The organism is Paenarthrobacter nicotinovorans (genome assembly GCF_021919345.1).
Classification (GTDB): domain Bacteria; phylum Actinomycetota; class Actinomycetes; order Actinomycetales; family Micrococcaceae; genus Arthrobacter; species Arthrobacter nicotinovorans.
Window position 1 is genome coordinate 2,066,902 of record NZ_CP089293.1, and the last position, 19,281, is coordinate 2,086,182.

19 protein-coding genes are annotated in these 19,281 nt (G+C 63.2%); 13 read left to right on the top strand and 6 right to left on the bottom strand.

Going from position 1 to position 19,281, the window contains the following annotated elements; all coding sequences use genetic code 11:
• Window positions 1–2: 2 nt before the first annotated feature.
• Together JMY29_RS09650 and JMY29_RS09655 are read right to left on the bottom strand one after the other, a co-directional pair.
• Window positions 3–1,130, bottom strand: a complete 1,128-nt coding sequence (locus JMY29_RS09650) for a LolA family protein (protein WP_189075609.1) — start codon at window positions 1,128–1,130, stop codon at window positions 3–5.
• Window positions 1,131–1,204: 74 nt separating this feature from the next.
• A complete protein-coding gene (locus tag JMY29_RS09655; RefSeq protein ID WP_189075763.1) occupies window positions 1,205–2,143 on the bottom strand; it encodes an N-acetylglucosamine kinase in 939 nt (312 codons plus the stop codon).
• A 95-nt stretch (window positions 2,144–2,238) separates the two neighbouring features.
• Here JMY29_RS09655 and JMY29_RS09660 point away from each other — a divergent pair, with 95 nt between their 5' ends.
• From JMY29_RS09660 to JMY29_RS09685, 6 genes are all read left to right on the top strand, one after another.
• The gene (locus JMY29_RS09660) at window positions 2,239–2,961 is read left to right on the top strand and encodes a GntR family transcriptional regulator (protein WP_189075608.1); all 723 of its coding nucleotides are present in this window, start codon (window positions 2,239–2,241) and stop codon (window positions 2,959–2,961) included.
• A gap of 1 nt (window position 2,962) precedes the next feature.
• The gene (locus JMY29_RS09665) at window positions 2,963–3,757 is read left to right on the top strand and encodes an IclR family transcriptional regulator (RefSeq protein WP_039241167.1); all 795 of its coding nucleotides are present in this window, start codon (window positions 2,963–2,965) and stop codon (window positions 3,755–3,757) included.
• Between the two features lie 228 nt (window positions 3,758–3,985).
• Window positions 3,986–4,771 carry an SDR family NAD(P)-dependent oxidoreductase gene (locus tag JMY29_RS09670; protein WP_189075607.1) on the top strand — a complete coding sequence of 262 codons (786 nt, stop codon included), beginning with the start codon at window positions 3,986–3,988 and terminating at the stop codon, window positions 4,769–4,771.
• 50 nt (window positions 4,772–4,821) lie between these two features.
• Entirely contained in the window at window positions 4,822–6,486 is a 1,665-nt protein-coding gene (locus JMY29_RS09675) for an FAD-dependent oxidoreductase (protein WP_039241169.1), read from the top strand.
• Window positions 6,483–6,773: a Dabb family protein gene (locus JMY29_RS09680; protein WP_189075606.1), complete on the top strand. Its 291-nt coding sequence runs from the start codon at window positions 6,483–6,485 to the stop codon at window positions 6,771–6,773. The genes JMY29_RS09675 and JMY29_RS09680 overlap by 4 nt, the downstream gene beginning before the upstream one ends.
• Before the next feature lie 35 nt (window positions 6,774–6,808).
• On the top strand, window positions 6,809–8,149 hold the full coding sequence (locus JMY29_RS09685) for an MFS transporter (protein ID WP_189075605.1): 1,341 nt from the start codon (window positions 6,809–6,811) through the stop codon (window positions 8,147–8,149).
• Here JMY29_RS09685 and JMY29_RS09690 read toward each other — a convergent pair.
• From JMY29_RS09690 to kynA, 3 genes are read right to left on the bottom strand one after another with little or no spacing between them, the layout of a single operon-like run.
• Window positions 8,136–8,996 (bottom strand): PaaX family transcriptional regulator, encoded by an 861-nt coding sequence (locus JMY29_RS09690; RefSeq protein ID WP_189075604.1) that lies wholly within the window; start codon window positions 8,994–8,996, stop codon window positions 8,136–8,138. The two genes, JMY29_RS09685 and JMY29_RS09690, sit on opposite strands and share 14 nt — an antisense overlap.
• Window positions 8,997–9,003: 7 nt before the next feature.
• Window positions 9,004–10,248 (bottom strand): kynureninase, encoded by a 1,245-nt coding sequence (locus JMY29_RS09695; protein WP_189075603.1) that lies wholly within the window; start codon window positions 10,246–10,248, stop codon window positions 9,004–9,006.
• 49 nt (window positions 10,249–10,297) lie between these two features.
• Window positions 10,298–11,167 carry a tryptophan 2,3-dioxygenase gene (gene kynA / locus JMY29_RS09700; RefSeq protein WP_189075602.1) on the bottom strand — a complete coding sequence of 290 codons (870 nt, stop codon included), beginning with the start codon at window positions 11,165–11,167 and terminating at the stop codon, window positions 10,298–10,300.
• A gap of 114 nt (window positions 11,168–11,281) precedes the next feature.
• Between kynA and JMY29_RS09705 the strand changes: the two genes are divergently transcribed.
• The 6 genes from JMY29_RS09705 to JMY29_RS09730 all read left to right on the top strand — a co-directional run bounded on the left by JMY29_RS09705 (window position 11,282) and on the right by JMY29_RS09730 (window position 15,929).
• Complete coding sequence (locus JMY29_RS09705; RefSeq protein ID WP_039241178.1) at window positions 11,282–11,800, top strand: HAD domain-containing protein; 519 nt, start codon at window positions 11,282–11,284, stop codon at window positions 11,798–11,800.
• Window positions 11,801–11,978: 178 nt separating this feature from the next.
• Window positions 11,979–13,184 (top strand): inorganic phosphate transporter, encoded by a 1,206-nt coding sequence (locus tag JMY29_RS09710; RefSeq protein WP_018777529.1) that lies wholly within the window; start codon window positions 11,979–11,981, stop codon window positions 13,182–13,184.
• The gene (locus tag JMY29_RS09715; protein WP_018777530.1) at window positions 13,181–13,402 is read left to right on the top strand and encodes a hypothetical protein; all 222 of its coding nucleotides are present in this window, start codon (window positions 13,181–13,183) and stop codon (window positions 13,400–13,402) included. The genes JMY29_RS09710 and JMY29_RS09715 overlap by 4 nt, the downstream gene beginning before the upstream one ends.
• Window positions 13,403–13,511: 109 nt before the next feature.
• Window positions 13,512–14,483, top strand: a complete 972-nt coding sequence (locus JMY29_RS09720; RefSeq protein ID WP_189075601.1) for a hypothetical protein — start codon at window positions 13,512–13,514, stop codon at window positions 14,481–14,483.
• Window positions 14,480–15,364 (top strand): hypothetical protein, encoded by an 885-nt coding sequence (locus tag JMY29_RS09725; RefSeq protein ID WP_229778588.1) that lies wholly within the window; start codon window positions 14,480–14,482, stop codon window positions 15,362–15,364. The genes JMY29_RS09720 and JMY29_RS09725 overlap by 4 nt, the downstream gene beginning before the upstream one ends.
• Before the next feature lie 13 nt (window positions 15,365–15,377).
• Window positions 15,378–15,929 carry a dihydrofolate reductase family protein gene (locus JMY29_RS09730; protein ID WP_189075600.1) on the top strand — a complete coding sequence of 184 codons (552 nt, stop codon included), beginning with the start codon at window positions 15,378–15,380 and terminating at the stop codon, window positions 15,927–15,929.
• A 25-nt stretch (window positions 15,930–15,954) separates the two neighbouring features.
• Here JMY29_RS09730 and JMY29_RS09735 read toward each other — a convergent pair whose 3' ends face one another.
• Complete coding sequence (locus JMY29_RS09735) at window positions 15,955–16,419, bottom strand: hotdog fold thioesterase (protein WP_026267138.1); 465 nt, start codon at window positions 16,417–16,419, stop codon at window positions 15,955–15,957.
• Between the two features lie 160 nt (window positions 16,420–16,579).
• On the opposite strand from JMY29_RS09735, the gene polA reads away from it, so the two are divergent.
• Window positions 16,580–19,222 carry a DNA polymerase I gene (polA, locus tag JMY29_RS09740; protein ID WP_229778596.1) on the top strand — a complete coding sequence of 881 codons (2,643 nt, stop codon included), beginning with the start codon at window positions 16,580–16,582 and terminating at the stop codon, window positions 19,220–19,222.
• The last annotated feature ends 59 nt before the right edge of the window (window positions 19,223–19,281 follow it).

The following is a 19,281-nucleotide window of genomic DNA, read 5'->3' on the forward strand; positions in this document are numbered from 1 at the left end:
GGTCACGGGGCAGGGACGTTTAACTGTTGGGCGACTGCCTGAAGCCGCTCCAACGGCACCATGCCCGCATAGACGCGGCCGTCGTCGAGAATCAGCACGCTGATCACCGATGTCGTCAGTGCGCGGCCGCCCGGAACAGCTTGGAGCGCTTGCGTGAGTTCCGGGCTGGCGGTGAGTCCGGCTGGAGCGGTTCCCGCCGGAAGGGAGATAACGGCGTCCCAGCCGGCGCCTGTAACCGTTGCACCATGATGTGGCTGGGTCGGATGTGGCTGGGTCGTTGGGCCGGAGGGCTCAGGCAGTGGCATGGAAGGAACGGGTGCTGCGGGGATCGTCTTTTCGCTGACCGATGCGCCCTGCGGCGTTACGAATTCAAACAGCGAGGCGTCCGGGGCAGTCAGGTCCAGCTGCGTGTACTCCAGTGAATAGACGGGCCCGGCCTGCCCTTTGGCCCTCAGTTCGATACCGAGGGGGAGGCCGGTTTCGGCATCCACATCAATCGCCACATCGTCCACCAAGGTGCCCGCCGTGCGGGGTTTCAGGAGGAGTTTGTAGGCGCTGCGCCCGGCCACCGAGGACGAATTCCCGACGCTTACTTCAGTGCTGGCGTCAATGGCTGTCAGGAAGCGCGACGCTAAAGCCTCGGGAGTGGGGATGGTGGGGCGCGGTGATTCTGGTACCCGGGACTCGGTGGGTGCTCCCGCCGACGGACGGGGGATGCTCACATGCGTAGCACTGTTGTCCGAGGAGTCATAGAACCACGCGTCCTCGCCGTTCAGTACAAGATCGCGCTCGGCCATCCGGTCCAGGATCTGTACGCGTGCTTTGGAAGGACCATCAATGTAGACCCTCGCAGTGTGCGAGCCTGTCAGGAACTCCAAAGCGGAGGCGGTTCCGGGCGCAACCCCGGGGCCGGACGCTGGAACTTCGGGAAGTCCCAGTTCGGCGGTTTGTTCCAGTGTGCCGGACAGCTCCCGGACCTGGGTGCGCGCGATCATGGCCAGGATCTCGTCTGCGGTTTTGGGTGGCGGGGAGCCGCTTGCGCCCGCTTGGACTGCACCAAACAGCACGGCCATGCCCATGGCAAGGCTTATCAGGAGCGCCGGCAGCCACCGCCGCCTGGCCCGGGTCATTGCTACCGGCCACCGCACATCAAAGGCATGAGTCCAGATTACTCCCGTTGGCCGTCGGGATCACTCGTGGTTCGTTACTGCTGGATCAGTTGCCGCGCAAGTTTGACTGCGCCGAAAACGGGGGCTTGGGGGAGTATCCGGACCAGCGACGGATCCTCCAAGGACACTTTGCGCGCTACAGCCGCAGCGAGTTGGTCCTGGTTGACCAGCAAAGCGCCGGCCATCACCAAGGGAAGATCCAATCCGAGTTCGCCCAGTACTTGCCTGGCCAAGGACGCCAGGGAGTGGGCGGCCTCGGCCTGGATCCGCAGCGCCGCAGGGTCGACGTCCTGCGCCATCTCAAGGACGAGCGGGGCCAGTCCAGCCCAATGGTCGGGTTCCGGCTTTGCATAGAAGAAGTCCATGAGCTGCAGGGCGTCCACACTGGCCGTGGCTGCCATCAGCGATTGGACCAGCGGGCCGGGTTCAAGTCCGGCGTAGTACTCCCGTAAGGCCTCGCGAACGGCGTCCCGGACTACCGAGTATCCACCACCCTCGTCGCCGAGGAGATAGCCGTATCCTCCACTGCGGGCTTCCCGCCCCTCACGGTTCCTGCCCCAGGCCACAGAGCCGGTTCCGGCCACCAGGACCACGCCTGCTTCGAGACCGGCCGCGGCGAGGATGATGCGTGTGTCATGGACCACCTCGATTTTGGCACCGGGAAAATGTTCCGAGAGGAGGGCCGACAGAACGGCCCGGCTCGCAGGGGTGTCGGCGCCGGCCGCTCCCGCACAGACTGCTGCGACACTACCGCCCACACGTGCCGCAATCCGCCGCAGCACTGCGTCCGCGCCCTGGTGCCCCACGGAAGACAGGTTTGCACGTGCTTCGGTGATCTCCAGGCGGGCATCATTGTCCGCCCCGGAGAAGCGGGTGTCGTCGGCGAGAACCGCGTGGGTTTTCGAACCGCCGATGTGGAGCCCGAGGACAACCGGGGCAGCGTTTGTGGCGCTGTTGCTCCCGGACTGCTGCATTTCCTCCAAGTGACATCCCTTCGTCTCACGCCAAGTTTGGCACTCCGCCTAGATTGGCATAGACCAATCCCCTTGTCTACAGGTAGTTTGTCCGTATGTCCGCTGATACAGCTCCGGCAACACCCAAGTACTACATGGTCAAGACCGAAATCCTTGCCCGCATCACGGGGTTGAAGCCCGGTACCCTCATTCCCACCGAGAGGGCTCTTGCGCAGACGTATGCAACGTCCCGCACTACGGTGCGCCTGGCCATCAGTGAGCTTGTTGCCGAGGGGAAGCTGGGGAGGATCCAGGGGCATGGCACTTTTGTCGCACCCCCCAAGGTGACCCATGTGCGGCAGTTGACCTCATTTTCCGACGACGCCCGGATGCAGGGACTGAAACCTGGTTCGACGCTGGTGGCCCTGAATGTCACCAAGGCCAGCCAGGAGGTCGCTGCGCACCTCGGGCTCGCGGAGGGTGGCTTGGTAACCAGACTGGAACGCATCAGGCTGATCGATGGTGCACCACTGGCCCATGAGGTCGCATGGCTTCCGGGAAGGCTTCCACGGTTCAAGGCCAGCCTTGCCAAGGCGGGTTCGCTGTATGCCGCTCTCCGGGACACTTACGGGATAAGCATTGCCGAGGTCGAGGATACGGTGGAAACTGCGTTGGCCGGCCCGGGTGACGCCCGGATATTGGGGATTGAAATGGGGGCCCCTCTTCTGGTGGTCAACAGGCTGGCGCGCGACGGGATAGGGGCGCCCGTTGAGTGGACTCACAGTACCTTCCGCGGTGACCGGTTCAGGTTTGTCTCGCGCGTGAAATCAGGGGAATAGCGTGGCCAACTCGACTTCCGGCGAGTCCGTCATCCGTCGGGTTGTCCGGCTTGTCGGCGCGTTCGACGACTCCCATCGGACCATGAGTGTCGCCACGCTGGCCCGCCGCTCGGGGCTGCCCGTAACCACCACCTACCGCTTGGTGGACGAGATGCTTGCCGAGGGCCTTCTTGAACGGGAAGCCAATGCCGAGGTCCGCATTGGCACGAGGTTGTGGGAGCTTGTGTCCAGAAGCTCCCGGATGGTTGGCCTGCGTGAGGCCGCGCTGCCCTTCATGGAAGACGTGCAGTCTGTGGTCCGGCATTCAACAACGCTGGGAATTTTGGAGTCCGATGAAGTCCTTTACATCGAGCGGATTGGTTTCAGGGATTCGATGGTGGACATCACCAAGGTGGCCGGACGTCTGCCCGTGCACGGCACATCCTCCGGGCTTGTCCTGCTGGCGTATTCCTCAGCCGCCTATCAGGACCTCTTCCTCTCCCGGACGCTTGAAAAGTTCACTGACGCCACGCTGACCGATCCAGCCGAACTGCGCCGCCACCTGGCAGCGATCCGCCAGCGGGGATTCGCGTCCATGCCCGGGATCATCGTGCCGGAGTCGAGTGGGATCGCCGTGCCTGTCTTCGACCGCACCAACGCCGTCGTGGCGGCCTTGAGTGTGGTGGTGCCCAGGAATGAAGAAAACGCCGCCGTCCGTGTGCCCGTTTTAATGACGGCAGCAAGGGGTATTTCGCGTGCCCTCGGTTGGCGCGGCGAACTCAAGGGCGCTCTTCGCCAAAGCAACGGAAGCATCTGATTCCCGTTCATCGGTAACGCTGTGGCTCTACTCACAGGGCCGCTGGCAAAGTGGAGGACACAGCAGGGCACTGCGGACAGGACCACCGTCCGGAGCCATCCAAGAGGACTCAGACCCTCACGGCATTTCGCCCAAGTTCACGATCAGCCCCTTGAGGCTCTCTTCCGTGCTGCCCTGCGCCGCAGTGATGTTTGAGCGCCGCAATGCCGCGGCAGGAGGAGTTTGATCATGGATTCAGAAAAACGCGGAAAGCCGGCCGATGCGGCCCGGCGCGTGGCCGGGAAAGTGGCCGTGGTTACCGGCGGCAGGGGCGACCTGGGGAGCGCGACTGCCCGGCTGTTGGCGGACCATGGAGCCTTGGTGGCGTCGTTGGACCGCGCCGGGGCACCGTCCGGAGGCGGCCGCCCGGGCATCACCGAATACGACGTCGATGTCACCGATGAGTCCAGCGTCGCATCAGCGATCGGGAGACTCAGCAAAGAACTCGGCACCCCGGACATCCTGGTCAACGCAGCCGGAATCATCGGTGCCGCCGGAGCAAGCCACACCGCCTCCATGGATGACTTCAATGCCATCTTTGACGTCAACGTCAAGGGGGTTTGGCTCATGACCAAATACGTCGTTCCGGGGATGATCGAAAAGCAGTCCGGGAGCATCATCAACTTTTCGTCCATTCATGGACTAACAGGTGGAAGCAACGTGCCCCTCTACCACGCAACGAAGGGTGCCGTCCGGCTCCTCAGCAAGTCCGACGCCGCTACCTACGGAATTCACGGTGTCCGCGTGAACTCGATACACCCCGGTTCCATGAACACCAGGATGAGCCGCCGTTCAGCGGAACAGTCCGCGATCGGGGCAGAGGCCTACTACCGGCAATTGGTCGGCAACAGCCCCCTCCCCAGGCAGGGGGAACCGGACGAAATCGCCTACGGCGTTCTTTACCTTGCCTGCGATGAGTCCCGCTTCACCACGGGATCCGAGCTGGTGATCGACGGCGGCTACACCGCTGTCTGAGCCCAAGCATCCGCAACTGAACCACAATTCCCCTCTGAAAGGCATTCTTCGTGAAATTTCTCAACGGCACACAGGCCGGTACCTACGACGTCGTCGTCGTCGGCTCTGGCGCAGGGGCACTGACAGCAGCGGCCACCGCCGCACGGGCGGGCAAGTCCGTCGTCGTGCTCGAAAAGACCGAACTTCTCGGCGGAACCACTGCCGTCTCGGGCGGCATGCTCTGGGTGGCTGACAACCACCATGCCCGCCAAGCGGGCCTGGACGACTCCAAGGAAGCGGCCGCCCGGTACATCCGGGCCGTGGCGCGTGGACGCAGCCGCGAAGAGCTCCTGGACGCTGCCCTTGATTTTGGAGACACCATGCTCCGTTTTGCCGAGGAAGAATGCGGGCTGCGCTTCATCTTCCTGGATAACTTTCCGGACTACCGCCAGGACCTACCCGGTTCCGTTGAAGGCGGGCGCACTGTTGAACCTGAACTATTCAATATCCGGGAGGCACTCGGCGACCTCGCCCGCCACGTCCGCTCCGATGGCAGGGCACCGTTCACTATGCAGGAGTATGAGAACTGGGGCGCCTTCACCAAATTTCCGTGGGCTCAACTCAACCGGCGCCAGGACCAAGGGCTCGTGGCCAAGGGGCACGCCTTGATTGGCATGCTGCTCGCAAGCCTGGTCCGGGACGGCGCTGCGCTGGTGGTTGGCGCCCGTGGTCAACGATTGCTGCTCGACGGCGGCCGGGTCGCGGGCGTCGAACTCGAATCGGGAGAAACGTTCCTTGCCAACGATGGTGTCGTACTGGCTACCGGCGGATTCGAATGGGACAAGGCCCTGGCCGATTCGTTGCTGGCCTCGCGCCTGTACATTATGTGCTCACCGCCCTCCAACACAGGCGACGGCCTCAGGATGGCACAACGCATCGGGGCACAGACCCGCGGAACCCGCGAAGCCTGGTGGGCCCCCATGTCAATAACGGGAGACACCCGGGACGGGGCACCCGTGGGCACACTGCTGAGGTTCGAACGGCAAGGGCCCGGCTCGCTCATGGTCAACCGGCACGGACGCCGCTTCGCCAACGAGTCACAGAACTACAACGACCTTGCGCGCTGCCTTCAGTCCTGGGATTCGCCCAACAACCAGACCTTGAATACACCGGCACATGTGGTCTTCGACCACGCCTACTTGGAGCGCTACGGCGTCCTTGCACACCGGGCCGGCCAGCCCACGCCCGAATACCTCGTGGAAGCACCCACGCTGGAGGGACTGGCCGCAAAGATCGGTGTTCCTGCCGGGGAACTGAGGGCTACGGTCAGCCGCTTCAACGAATTCGCCGTCAAAGGCGAGGACCCGGACTTCGGCCGGGGTGAAAGCGCCTACGACAAGTACTGGGGCGACGACGACTGCCCTTGGCCCAACCCATCGCTCGGCCCGCTGGTGACCGGCCCGTTTTACGCGATGGAAGTGGTCAATGGTGCCTTTGGGAGCAATGGAGGCATAGCCACGGACGGACGGGCACGCGTCCTGGACGTCGACGGACAACCCATTCCGGGCCTTTTCGCTGCCGGTAACACCACCGAAAATGCCTACGCCGCTGGGTACCCGGGTGCCGGTGCCACCCTGGGTCCCATCATGACCATGGGGTACCTGGCGGGCCGGACCATTGCGGGCCAGCCGGCCGAATACGCGGGTGAAAGCGTCATGACAGGGGTGGAAGCATGATCCGTCATGCAGTGCTGTTCAAGTTCAAGTCGGATTTTCCCACAGCCGACAAAGCCGCGTGGATGGCGGGACTGGATGCCATGGACGGCAACATTCCCGGCCTCCTGAAACTGACCCACGGCGCTGACATCTTGCAGCAGGAACGCTCCTTCGACTACGCGATCGTTGCCGACTTCGCCGCGGCGGAAGACATCGAGGTCTACAACACCCACCCGCTGCACGAGCCCCTCAAGAAGTACTCGTTTCCCAACAGCGAACTCATCATCGCCGTCGATTTCCACCTCTGAATCAACGCCTGGACGCCGTTCAAAGGAGAACAGCCATGCAAACAACTGCCAAGCAGCCAACGACGCTGCGCAAAACCCCTGGAAAAGCCGCTTTGGCCTCGTTTCTGGGAAGCACCCTCGAGTACTACGACTTTTTCATCTACGGCTCAGCCGCTGCACTGGTCTTCGGCCCGCTGTTCTTCCCTTCCGATGATCCCGCAGTTGGCCTGATCGGGGCTTTCGCCACGTTTGGCGTGGCCTACGTGGCACGGCCGGTCGGCGGCCTGGTCATGGGACATTTCGGTGACAAGCTGGGCCGGAAAAAGATCCTGCTCATCACCCTGGCCGTGATGGGACTGTCGTCCCTTGGCATCGGGTTCCTGCCGGGTTACAGCCAGATCGGCGTCTGGGCTCCGGTTCTCCTGGTCATTGGCCGCCTGGCACAGGGTTTCTCCGCAGGGGCAGAATCGGCAGGCGCGTCCACCTTGACCCTGGAGCATTCACCGGAAGGGCGACGTGGCTTCTTTACCAGCTTCGTCATGACCGGCTATGCCTCCGGCATGGTGCTCGCGACGATTGTCTTTATTCCTGTGTCCGCTCTGCCCACTGAGGCGCTGATGAGTTGGGGTTGGCGCATCCCTTTCTGGTTGTCCATTGTGGTGCTGGGCATCGCCTACTGGGTGCGTACGCACCTGGATGAGACTCCGATCTTTGAAGAAGCAAAGGACCGCAAGGCTGTGGCTCCTTTGCCGTTACGGGAAGTCCTGCGTTTCCAATCTGCGGATGTGGCGAGGGTGATCGGCATGTCCATCATGTCAGTGATGCAGACGATCTTCACGGTCTTCGGTTTGTCCTACGCCACCGGTGCAGCAGGGTTCGACAAGGCACCCATCCTCACGGTGAATGCGGTAGCCATCGGCCTGTCCATGTTCGTGATGCCCCTGACTGCGAAACTCTCCGACAGGTTGGGACGCAGGCCGCTGCTGCTGACTGCGGCCATCGGCTGCTCGGTGACGATCTTCGCCTACTTCGCGGCTTTGTCCACGGGCAACATCTTCCTGGTCTTCGCCGCAGCGTTCATCAACATGACGTTGCTCTACTCCTGCTTCAACGGGATCTGGCCTGCCTACTTTGCCGAACTGTTCGCGGCCCCGGTCCGATATTCGGGCATGGCTTTGGGGAACCAGTTGGGTTTGGTGGTGGCTGGTTTTGCTCCCCTCATCGCAGGACTGCTCCTGGGCAAGGGCCGCGACGGCTGGCTTCCCGTAGCGGGATTCGCGGTACTGTGCATGGCCATCGCCGGAGTTTCCGCCTTCTTCTCCCGGGAAACGGCCAGGACTCCCCTAGGAGAGCTGGGGGAGCCCTACTGGCGGGGAACTGCTGTCAGGAAGCCGTGACCGTCACGGTGTCCTGGAGGGAACGCCGGACGAACTCCGAGCTGGGTTCCGCATAAGCTGCGAGGATCCGTTTGAACAGTTCGGCACCTTCGGCCCCGGGCCAGTCGGCGGGCAGGAATGTCTGCGGCAACCCGGGGTCGAGGTAGGGAATGATCCGCCACCGGTCGATGCACCGGACGTAGGCAGCGAAGGCGGAGGCGCCGGGTTCGACCTCCGGTGCGGCATCAATGACCGCAGCTGCGTGTTCGCGGATGAAGTCCCTATGGAGTTCAGCAACTGCTTCCAAGTCCCACCATTTGGACGCCGCTTCCCGAAGGCTGCCACCCACCATGGGTGTGCCGGCCACGAAGATTGTGGTTACGTTGCGCAGCCCCAGGTTCGACAATATTTCCTCCACTTCCACCCGGAGGGAATCCGGGCAGATCCACAGGCCGGCGGCCACTGTCCCGCAGCCGATCCAGTGCAATCTGCGCCGCAGCTGGTGCCGTTTCTCACGTTCGGTCTCAGGGATCGAAAACGAAATCAGGCACCAGGGATCAGTGGGCGACATGCTCCGCGGGTTGTAGATCCGGCGGTCGCCGCGGGCAAGCATGGTGGCCGCACCTTCTGTCAGGGTGAAGCCTGGAATGCCCTCCCGGTTCTCCTGCACTAGCACGTCCTTCTTCCGCAAGCGGCCCAGTGCCGTCCGCGTGACTGTTCCGGACGTTCCCAAGGCGTCCATGAGCAACACAATGTCCTTGGTGGACATCCATCCGCCCGCGTCGCGCAAGTACAGGCCGATGACGGTGCGCAGCAATGAGGTTGTGCTCCCTGGACGGGAGTCCATGTCATCGAGGACGGCGCTCATTCCCGGCTCACTGCAGTTCGGCGAGGGCGTTGCGGATAGCTGCCACTCCCAGCTCAACCTCGGCGTAGCTGGTGCTGAGCGGGGAGAGGCCGATGCGGAGGCCGTGCGGGGGGCGGAAGTCGGGGATGACTCCCTTTTCCCAAAGCTTGGCTGTGACGTCGGCGAAGAGCGGGTGGTCCACGGTGATGTGAGAACCGCGTTCTGCCGGGTCCCGGGGGCTCACGATGAAAGCGCCGAGCGGGACCAGGAGTTCCTCGGACAACGCGATGGCGTACTCCGTGAGTTTGATGGACTTCTCCCGTATGGCGTCCATTCCCACAGTGGCGATAAGTTCGACCATGTCCTTGAGGGGTTGCATGGCCAGGACCGGGGGTGTGCCGGTTATGAAGCGGCGGATGCCCTGCGCCGGACGGTAGGCCTCGGTCATGCCGAAGGGGTTGTCGGCGCCCATCCAGCCCCAGATGGGCTGCTGCAGGCGGTCCTGCTGCGAGGAGTTGACGTAAGCGAAGGCAGGGGAGCCGGGTCCGCCGTTGAGGTACTTGTAGGTGCAGCCGACGGCAAGGTCCACGCCCCACGCATCCAGTTCCATGGGTACGGAGCCCACAGAGTGGCAGAGGTCCCAGAGCATGAGGGCACCGGCTTGGTGGACCTTGGCGGTGATTCCCTCGGCATCGGCCAGGAACCCTGAGCGGTAGGCGACATGGCTGAGGACCACGACGGCGGTCCGCTCACCGAGGAGCCCGTCGAGGTCCGCGGCGCGGACGCCGCTGGCGGGGTTGGCCGCGATCCATTTGATCGTTGCCCCGCGTTCCTTGGCGATCCCTTCGATGATGAAGCGGTCAGTAGGAAAGTTGTCACGGTCGATGATGATCTCGTCGCGGCCTGGCTGAGCGTCGACAGCGGCGCGGATCATCTTGTAGAGCATGACGGAGGTGGAGTCACCCACCATGGTCTGGCCTGGGGCCGCTCCGAGGGTCACTTCGCCGATGCGGTCGCCCACAGCGGTGGGCTCGTCCATCCATTGTTCGTCCCAGCCGCGGATGAGGCGGCTGCCCCAGGCGTCGTGGACGAAGGAGGCGAGGTTCGCCGCTGTTGCCTTCAGGGGGCGTCCGAGCGAGTTGCCGTCCAGGTACGAGGTGAGCTGATCGGCGTCGGGGGCGTAAAAGGCCTCACGCTGGGCGGCGAGGGGATCAGCGGCGTCCAGTTCGGCCGACGTCTGCAGTGGGCTTTGGGTCTGCTGTGGGGTGGTCATGGCTTCTCCTGCGGAAGTTCTGGGCGGCGCTGCCCGGGGGGTGGTGTGCTTAGTTGCCGATTTCGGTGCGGACGGCGTAGAGCTCGGGGAAGAACGTCAGGTCCAGGGCGCGTTTGAGGAAGTCCACGCCGGAGGATCCGCCCGTACCGACCTTGAAGCCGATGGTGCGTTGGACGGTCCGGAGGTGACGGAAGCGCCAGGCCTGGAAGTTGTCTTCGATGTCCACAAGGTCCTCGCAGGCTTCGTAGAGTCCCCACTGAGTGTCATCCGATTCGTAGATCTTCTGGAAGATGGGAACCAGATCCTTGCGGAAGATCCACGGCTCGCTCGTGTCACGGTTCAGGATGTCCGCCGGGATGTCATAGCCGGCACGGGAAAGGACCCCGAGGAAGGCGTCGTACAGCGTGGGCTCCTCCAGGAGGGTGCTCAGCAGGGCGTGGGCTTCGGGGTCGCTTTCAAAGACGCGCAGCATCCCGCGGTTCTTGTTGCCCAGCAGGAACTCGACCCCGCGATATTGGTAGGACTGGAAGCCTGAGGAGCTGCCCAGGAACCCGCGGAACTGGGCGTACTCGCGCGGCGTAAGGGTGCCCAGGACGGACCACTGCTCCGTCATCGTGCGCTGGATTGCCTTCACGCGGGCGATGCATTTGAGCGCTTTGCCGAGGTTGTCAGCGTCGAAAAGCCGCCTGGCCTCCAACAACTCGTGCAGCACCAGCTTCAGCCAGAGTTCGCTGGTCTGGTGCTGGATGATGAACAGCAATTCGTCGTGGTGTTCCGGCTTGCTGAGCGGGTGCTGGGAACTAAGCAAACGATCAAGGTCCAGATACCCGCCGTAGGACATGGCGTGCCTGAAATCGGTGCGGACGGTGTCCTCGATGTCGCGGACGCTCTGGGCGGAGTGGACTGGGGGCTTTTCCATGACTCGAGATTATCACTTCCATGACGCACGTCAAGAGATTGATTATCGGCTCGCTGCATCCGAACAAACCCCATTCCCGTAGGCTGGCTTCCATCTATTGGGGAGGGGACGATTGTGGATTCCATGGGGGACGCCGTGAGGCCCGTGTCCATCTACCTTGACGTCGACGGCGTGGTGAACCCCTTCAGTCCGATGGGAACCACGGACTGGGGCGGCGAATGGAGCATCGCCGACGCCGGCATCCTGGAGGTTGCCTTTGCGCCTGAAGCCGTGGCCGAGCTCAACGACCTCGCTGAACATCCCTCCGCCAGGTTCGTGTGGCTGACGACGTGGGAGCGCCTCGCGCCGGAGTTCCTGTGCCCCGCTATTGGCCTGAACGGCCAGGACTGGCCGGTACTTTCAAGCCAAGGCTGGGATGAGGGGCCGGAATGGTGGAAGCTGGTAGCCCTGCAGAAGGACCTGGCAGCGACCGGGAGTGAACGTATTATCTGGCTTGACGACCAGCTCAGCCAGGAGTCGGATGCCCGCTCGTGGGCCGAATACCAGCAGGATCGTGTGCTTTGCATCTCACCGGATCCCCGCAAAGGGTTGAGCCGGGGCGAACTCGCGGCCGTGCGCAGGTACCTGGGGTGAACCGGGGATCCCATACGTTTGGCTGCTCAGTGGATGGCACGTAGGATTCTTAAGGTTTCAAGCCCGCCAGAGTGAATCCCGCAAGCAGGGTCAGTTGAACAATTGCTGAACTATGCTGTGGATGGCAGGTATGGGGAAGTGAAACTGCTGAACGTCGACTCTGCAGATTGGGCAACAGGTGGATATCACCTTCATGGTCGCGCTGGTAATAGCGTTGGCCCTATTCTTTGACTTCACCAACGGGTTTCACGACACAGCCAATGCGATGGCCACGCCTATCGCTACGGGGGCGATCAAGCCCAAGACGGCCGTTGCCTTGGCCGCGGTACTCAACCTTGTGGGCGCATTCCTGTCCACTGAAGTGGCCAAGACCATTTCCGGTGGCCTGATCCGCGAAGGCTCCGACGGCATCCACATCACTCCTGACATTATCTTTGCCGGGCTGATGGGTGCCGTCCTCTGGAACATGATCACCTGGCTCAAGGGCCTGCCGTCGAGTTCCTCGCATGCGCTTTTCGGCGGTCTGATCGGCGCCGCGGTTGTGGGCATCGGATTCCACTCCATCAACTTCGAAACCGTTCTGCAGAAGGTCATCCTTCCTGCGCTCTTCGCGCCGCTGATCGCTGGCGTGGTGGCGTACATTTGTACCCGCCTGGCCTACGCGCTCACCTCGCGGCATGATCCCGAAACCGGCGACAAGCTCACGCAAAAGCGAGGCGGCTTCCGCACGGGCCAGATCTTCACGTCCAGCCTGGTGGCCCTTGCGCACGGTACCAACGACGCGCAGAAAACCATGGGCATCATCACGCTGGTCCTGATCGCCGGGGGCACCCAGACACCTGGCAGCGGACCGCAGTTCTGGGTCATCGCCGCCTGTGCTTTTGCCATTGCGATCGGAACCTACGCCGGTGGCTGGCGCATCATCCGCACCATGGGGTCCGGTTTGACCGAGGTCAAGCCCGCCCAGGGTTTCTCAGCTGAAACCAGCACAGCCTCCGCAATCCTTGCTTCCTCGCACCTGGGTTTCGCCCTGTCCACCACGCAGGTTGCTTCCGGCTCCGTCATCGGTTCCGGCCTGGGCCGCAAAGGCACCTCCGTCCGCTGGGGCACCGCAGGCAAGATCGCCTTGGGATGGCTGTTTACCCTCCCGGCATCGGCGATCGTTGGTGCCCTGACCGCCCTGCTTGTTGGGGTCGGCGTCGTGGGTGTCGTGATCGCCGCAGTAGCCGGAACGGCAGCCATCGTCTTCATGTTCGTTGTATCCCGGAAATCGCACGTTGGGCACCACAACGCCGTCGAGGTTGAAGAGGCCGGCCACGCCGTCCGGTTCCGCAAGAAGAAGAAGTCCCGAAAGAACACCCCGAGCAAGGACGTGCAGCGATGAAATGGTTGGAACTGCTGCAGGTAGCCGGCGTTACCCTCCTTGCCGCCGTGACGCTCGTGGTCCTGTACTCCCTGGGCGTGCGGCTTACTGCCATTGCCGGCGACGCCCAGCAGAAGTCCCCGGTCCTGATGCGGTCCCTGGCCTACATTTGCTTTGGCTTCTGCGGGGTGGCCGTCCTGTTCGGCATCTACCTGATTGTTCCGTACTTCGGAAAGTAGCAACTGCGGGTAGCAACTACTCTGGCAGCTTCGTCCATTCGGGAGAATAATCGGCAGTGTAGCCATGAATATGACTGCGTGGTCGTGATCCGGCAGATATGGGGCTGTCATGAAGTGCCAATCCCGAAGCCGCCCGACAGGACTTGCCCTGGTCCCGGTCCTGCTGCTGGTCCTTTCAGCCTGCTTGCCGCCGTCCTCTGAAGGCCTTTCCCCGCAGCCGGGGTCCGGGGCGCAAACGGCCGCAACCTCCGGACAGGCCAGTCCAACGGCCGGCGATCCGACGGCGGCACAACCTGCCGGCCCTGCCGGTCCCGCAGCGCCGCAGGCAGACGCGCCAGTCGTGCGATGGATTCCCATAGGGCCAGTCGGGCCCAACGATCCCACCTCCGGTCAGCGATACCTCCTTCTGCAGCAATTCCAGTGCGACGCCCTGGACCGCAGCATCGAAGGGGCGGAGGACGCGGCCGTTTGGGTGGCCGGTGCCGCTGTCTGCCGCGCCGTGCTAAGCGGCAGCCGGGGGGACTGGGAAAAGGCGTCCAACGCGGTTTCGGCCGTGCCGCGGATTCCGCAGAGTCAGTGCCTGGAGTTCAGGGTTGCAGCCATGTCGGCCTCTTTGGTGGCCCAACGTCGCAGCAACCCTGATGCTGCCTTGAAGGTCGAACCCGGGCTGGGCGAGGCATGTCCGCGCCAGTTGCTGGGCTTGACAGTAGTGGACGAACAGCTCAGGCCGGTTCCGGGGACGCCCCGGGCCTCCGGCCCAAGTTCCGGCGGCACCATTGTCCGCCTCGACGGCTACTACGTCCGCGTTGGCGAGGTCATGTTCGACGGCGTTCCGGCAGACGTCGAATTCGTGGGGGACAGGGAAGACTACGGGACGCTCTACCTGCGGATGCCGCCCGCCCAAGGGCGGAAGTCAGTCCGGATATCGGTCACGGACACCGTGGACATCGCCGGTTCAGTGACGTTCTTCTACGACGACGCCGGAGTTACCCCGAGCCCTAAGGCAACCGGAGGAGGTCCATCTACCGCCACCGGGACCCCCACGGTGTCCGTTGAAGCAACCCCCACGGCCTCACCGTGAGCGAAGAAACGGCGGCTCCGGACCGAAGCAACACCCGATGGCAACGGACCCTCGAGGTGCTCTCGCTCGTCGGTCCGCCGTTGACGGTTGTCACGGCGTTGCTGGTCTATTTCGGATGGGCACGCACCGATGCCCAGGCGAAAGCGATGGGCTTGGACGTCAGCCTGTTCGGCTACACGGTCCAGGACTTCATGCTGCGGAGTATCCAGTCGTTGTTCCAGCCCCTGGCGTGGCTGGTGGTCATCGCTTTGTTGTGGTTGATGCTGGACCGGGCAGTGGCGCGCGTCCTCGAATTTCCCGGGCAGCGGAGGCGGGTGCAGCTGACCGCCACGGTAATTCTTTTCCTAGCTTTCGCCTATGCCGCCGTGATGTGGCTTGCGGTGACGGCGCGCCCTGAACAGACGGTCCTCTATGCGCCGTTCCTCATCGCTGCGGGGCTCGTTGTCGGCGCCTGGGGCCTGCGGGTCCGACGCCGGGCTGCCGGGCTTTCAGCGCAGGCCCCGCGCGCCGGCAAGGGCGCCCTCGAAGGGTGGCTGGTATTTGTCCTGGTGACGCTCCTGCTGTTCTGGGGAACCTCCGACTACGCCCAGGCGCTGGGGCGGGGCGCCGCGGTCGACTACCAGGAGCGCTCCCACCTGCTGCCCACCGCCGTCGTTTACAGCAAGGAACGGTTGGCCGTTACTGTGCCTAACGTCAAGGAGGAGTCGGCCGGCTCGGAGGCGGCACCCCTGTACCGTTACACCGGCCTGCGCTTGCTGGTGGTCAGCGGCGGACGGATCTTCCTGCTGAACGACGGATGGTCGCTGGACCGCGGCAGGGTGGTGGTCCTGCCGGATAATGGGAGTGTCCGCGTGGAGTATGGGAACCCTGCTTCGGACTGACTAGTCTGGGGCCATGTCGACGTTCCAGTACTACGTAGCTTCCACCATCGACGGCTTCATCGCTTCGCCTGACGACGACCTCGGCTGGCTCCTGCAGTTCGACAGCGTCGACGAAGTCAACGAGGGCATTGGCTCGTTCATGGCCGGCGTTGGTTGCATCGCCATGGGCGGAGACACCTACAGGTGGCTCATTGAGCACGAACCCGGCACCTGGCCGTATCCGGACATCCCGTGCTGGGTCTTCACCCACCACGAGTACTCCGCACCCGCGGGATCGGATATCACCTTCGTCCGCGGCGAGGTCAGGGAATTCGCTCCCGACCTGGTCAAGGCCGCCGACGGCAAGAACGTCTGGTTGGTCGGTGGAGGTGACTTGGTGGCCCAATTTGCCAACGCCGGACTGCTCGACGAAATGATTGTCACCATCGTGCCTGTGATACTGGGCGCCGGAAAGCCGCTGTTGCCGTTGAAGGGCCCGACGGCGCCACTCGAGTTGGTCTCGTCGAGGACGCTTGGTGGGGCTGCGGTGGAATTGCGCTACCGGCTGCAGCAATCCGCACGGTAATGGCGGGTTTCCGGCCCGAGCGGAATCAGTGGCGGTTGTCCCGGATCATGTTGGTGATGCGGGCTGTTGAGAGCCTCCGGCCTTTCTCGTCAGTGATGACGATTTCATGCGTGGCCAAAGTGCCGCCGAGGTGGATCGCGGTGCACGTGCCGGTGACGGTACCCGTTGCCACTGAACGGTGATGGGTTGCGCCCACTTCAATGCCGACGGCGTGGCGTCCCCTTCCGGCGTGCAACGATGCCGCAAAGGAGCCAAGGGTCTCCGCCAGCACAACGTGGGCTCCACCATGGAGAATGCCTGCTACCTGGGTGTTTCCCTCCACAGGCATGGTGGCCACCATCCGTTCCGCACTCATCTCCGTGAAACGGATACCCATTTTCACCACCAGGGTTCCCACGCCGTGCGCGGAAAGCCAATCGTGGAATTCTTCGGGCACCCCGGCCTCATTGAGTTGGTCGACAAAGCTGTTCGGCGTGAAATTGTCCATCATGCCAACTAGGCTGGCACCTGTGAGTGAAACAACCAAACCGGACCAGGTTCCAACGGCCCAAGCTGCTGCCATTGCAACAGCACCCGCCCCTTCTGCCACTGCTTCCAGCGTCTCCGCGGGGGAGGGCCGGCCAAGGTTGCTGGTCCTGGATGGCCACTCCATGGCGTTTAGGGCTTTCTACGCCCTTCCTGCCGAGAATTTCTCCACGGCCCGGGGTCAGTACACCAACGCGGTGCACGGTTTTACGTCCATGCTGATCAACTTGATCAAGGACCAGAAGCCCACGCATGTGGCTGTCGCTTTCGACGTTTCCGACGACACGACGTTCCGCAAGGCGGAGTACAGCGAGTACAAGGGCGGCCGAAACGCCACTCCGGCTGAGTTCGCCGGCCAGATAGGCCTCATTGCGCGGGTGATGGAGGCATGGGGCATCAAAACCATCGCCATGCCCGGATACGAGGCTGACGATGTCCTTGCGACGCTGGCCTCGCAGGCTGATGCTGCCGGTTTCGAGGTGCTGCTGGTTTCCGGTGACCGGGACGCCTTCCAGCTCATCAACGACAACGTTTTTGTGCTTTATCCGAAGCAGGGTGTCAGCAACATTCCCAAGATGGACGCGGCCGCCATCGAGGAGAAGTACTTCGTTAAGCCCGGTTTGTACTCCGACCTCGCCGCGCTTGTCGGCGAATCCGCCGACAACCTGCCCGGCGTTCCAGGCGTTGGCCCCAAGACTGCGGCCAAGTGGATCAACCTCTATGGCGGCCTGGAAGGCATCCTGGAGAACCTTGATTCCATTGGAGGCAAGGTGGGCGGCGCGCTCAAGGAGAACCTGGAAAACGTCAAGCGCAACCGCAGGCTGAACCAGTTGCTCACGGACCTGGAACTGCCCATCACTTTGGAGGATCTCCACGAACCGCGTCCTGACCGGCAGGCCATCGAAGAGCTTTTTGAAGAGCTCGAATTCCGGACCCTCCGCACGCGCCTTTTCGACCTCTATGGTGACGACACAGCGGGGGCTGCTCCGGACACCATCGATGCCCCCGAGTTCGACTCACTCACGGATGCTTCCGGGCTGGAAGCCTTTTTCACCGCCGGATCCGGCATGCGTTCGGCCCTGGCCGTGCAGATGGTCCCCGGCCGGGTGGGTGAGGACGCCAGTGCCTTGGCCGTCGTCCGCGCCAACGGTGCAGCCTTCATTGAACTGACGGGCCTGGACGCCGAGGCCGAGGGAGTGTTGGCCCGCTGGCTGCGCGACCCCGAAGAAGCCAAAGTGCTGCACGAGTTCAAGTCGGCCCTCAAGGCCCTGCATAACCGCGGCCTTGGCCTGGAAGGGGTCGTGGATGACACGTCCATCTCCGGGTACCTCATCCAGCCCGACCGCCGCAGCTACGACCTCGCCGAACTCGCACAGGTCCATCTCAAAATCTCCCTGGCCACGGCCGCTTCCCAGTCCGGACAGCTGGAACTCGACCTCTCCGGTGATACGGACCAGGCTGCCGCTGCCGCGCTCGTCCAGCATGCCGCCGTCGTGCACGCGCTCAGCAAGCACTTCGAAAAGGAGCTTGCAGACCGCAAAGCCGACGCCCTGCTGACCACGCTGGAACTTCCAGTGGCGCGCGTCCTGGCCCAAATGGAACTGACGGGCATCTTCGTCTCCACGGACCGTATGGATGAACAGCTGGCGGACCTCACCAAGGTGATCCAGACCGCCCAGGAACAGGCGTTTGCGGCTATCGGGCATGAGGTGAACCTCGGTTCGCCCAAGCAGCTGCAGACAGTCCTGTTCGAGGAACTGGGCCTGCCCAAGACCAAGAAGATCAAGTCCGGCTACACCACGGACGCTGCCTCCCTCAAGGCTCTGCTTGAAAAGACCGGCCACGAGTTCCTGGTCCAGCTCATGGCGCACCGTGAGTCGTCCAAGCTGGCCCAGATGGTGGAGACGCTGAAGAAGTCCGTCGCTGACGATGGGCGAATCCACACCACCTACGCGCAGAACATCGCCGCCACCGGCCGTATCTCGTCCAACAACCCGAATCTGCAGAACATCCCGGTCCGCAGCGAAGAGGGGCGCCGGGTCCGCGGTATTTTCGTAGTGAGCGAAGGTTACGAGTGCTTGTTGTCCGCTGACTATTCGCAGATCGAAATGCGGATCATGGCCCACCTTTCGGGCGATGAGGCATTGATCCAGGCGTACCGGGACGGCGAAGACCTTCACCGCTTTGTGGGCTCGCGGATCTTCAACGTCGCGCCGGCAGAAGTCACCAGCGCCATGCGCTCCAAGGTCAAGGCAATGTCGTACGGGCTGGCCTACGGCCTCACCTCCTTCGGCCTGTCCAAGCAATTGGAGATTTCCGTCGATGAGGCCCGGACGCTCATGAAGGACTACTTTGACCGCTTCGGTGGTGTCCGGGACTACCTGAGGGGCGTCGTGGACCAGGCCAGGACCGACGGCTACACCGCCACCATCGAAGGCCGCCGCCGCTACCTGCCGGATCTGACCAGCACCAACCGCCAGGCCAGGGAAGCAGCAGAGCGGATCGCCTTGAACTCGCCGATCCAGGGCTCCGCTGCCGACCTCATCAAGCGGGCCATGCTGGGGGTATCGGCCGAGCTCGCCAGCCAGGGCCTGAAGTCCCGCATGCTGCTGCAGGTCCACGACGAACTCGTCCTGGAAGTAGCGCCGGGGGAGCGAGGAGCCGTGGAGAAACTGGTCATCGAACAAATGGGCTCTGCCGCGGACCTGTCAGTTCCGCTCGATGTCCAGATCGGTGTCGGATCAAGCTGGTACGAGGCCGGACACTAGCTTTCGAGTAACCGCTTGAGGGCGCGCCGCCGTGGTGGTGGCGCGCCCTCAGGCGTCTG

Bases quoted from the DNA above. Each gene is read 5' to 3' on its own strand.
- JMY29_RS09680 (WP_189075606.1), top strand. From the start codon at position 6,483: ATGATCCGTCATGCAGTGCTGTTCAAGTTCAAGTCGGATTTTCCCACA.
- kynA (WP_189075602.1), bottom strand. From the start codon at position 11,167: ATGGAAAAGCCCCCAGTCCACTCCGCCCAGAGCGTCCGCGACATCGAG.
- JMY29_RS09735 (WP_026267138.1), bottom strand. From the start codon at position 16,419: ATGATGGACAATTTCACGCCGAACAGCTTTGTCGACCAACTCAATGAG.
- JMY29_RS09660 (WP_189075608.1), top strand. From the start codon at position 2,239: ATGTCCGCTGATACAGCTCCGGCAACACCCAAGTACTACATGGTCAAG.
- JMY29_RS09695 (WP_189075603.1), bottom strand. From the start codon at position 10,248: ATGACCACCCCACAGCAGACCCAAAGCCCACTGCAGACGTCGGCCGAA.
- JMY29_RS09670 (WP_189075607.1), top strand. From the start codon at position 3,986: ATGGATTCAGAAAAACGCGGAAAGCCGGCCGATGCGGCCCGGCGCGTG.
- JMY29_RS09730 (WP_189075600.1), top strand. From the start codon at position 15,378: ATGTCGACGTTCCAGTACTACGTAGCTTCCACCATCGACGGCTTCATC.
- JMY29_RS09685 (WP_189075605.1), top strand. From the start codon at position 6,809: ATGCAAACAACTGCCAAGCAGCCAACGACGCTGCGCAAAACCCCTGGA.
- JMY29_RS09715 (WP_018777530.1), top strand. From the start codon at position 13,181: ATGAAATGGTTGGAACTGCTGCAGGTAGCCGGCGTTACCCTCCTTGCC.
- JMY29_RS09655 (WP_189075763.1), bottom strand. From the start codon at position 2,143: ATGCAGCAGTCCGGGAGCAACAGCGCCACAAACGCTGCCCCGGTTGTC.
- JMY29_RS09650 (WP_189075609.1), bottom strand. From the start codon at position 1,130: ATGACCCGGGCCAGGCGGCGGTGGCTGCCGGCGCTCCTGATAAGCCTT.
- JMY29_RS09720 (WP_189075601.1), top strand. From the start codon at position 13,512: ATGAAGTGCCAATCCCGAAGCCGCCCGACAGGACTTGCCCTGGTCCCG.
- polA (WP_229778596.1), top strand. From the start codon at position 16,580: ATGGCGTTTAGGGCTTTCTACGCCCTTCCTGCCGAGAATTTCTCCACG.
- JMY29_RS09690 (WP_189075604.1), bottom strand. From the start codon at position 8,996: ATGAGCGCCGTCCTCGATGACATGGACTCCCGTCCAGGGAGCACAACC.